Source organism: Oleiphilus sp. HI0128 (assembly GCF_001635365.1).
Genome location: NZ_LWGG01001015.1, coordinates 1 through 378, shown reverse-complemented (window position 1 = coordinate 378; position 378 = coordinate 1). Strand labels below are relative to the sequence as shown.

General features: G+C 35.4%; 1 protein-coding gene. It reads right to left on the bottom strand.

Going from position 1 to position 378, the window contains the following annotated elements; all coding sequences use genetic code 11:
* A partial coding sequence (locus A3763_RS29680; RefSeq protein ID WP_231872235.1) for a hypothetical protein occupies positions 1-228 on the bottom strand: 228 nt, incomplete at its 3' end.
* Positions 229-378 lie beyond the last annotated feature (150 nt).

Sequence of the window (378 nt, the reverse complement as noted above, 5' to 3'; positions counted from 1 at the left end):
ACCAATATTTATTGGCTTTCTTCTCTTTTCGCCAAACTCGGCTATGCTTTTGCTATCAAGTGAGTAAATACGTAAGGGTGTTTGTAATTGGGTGTGCTTAAGTTGCTCGGCATCAGGAAGTGTTGGCGTCAAATAAAGGAAGAAAGAGGCCATTAAGAAAAAGGCACCAGATATCATTGCGGCCAAGGACCAAGCTGAAAAGCTCAAGAGTCTCACAAAACGAAACATGTTTTTCCTAGCAAGTTAGAAATATACAGCTATTATCTAAGAAATAGCTTTAATTTAAGAATTGTAGGATTATACGTCTTTTTAGAGTGTTATAAGTAAAAAAATGTACATTGAGGTGTGAATAATAGATTCATAAGTACATCTCAATCA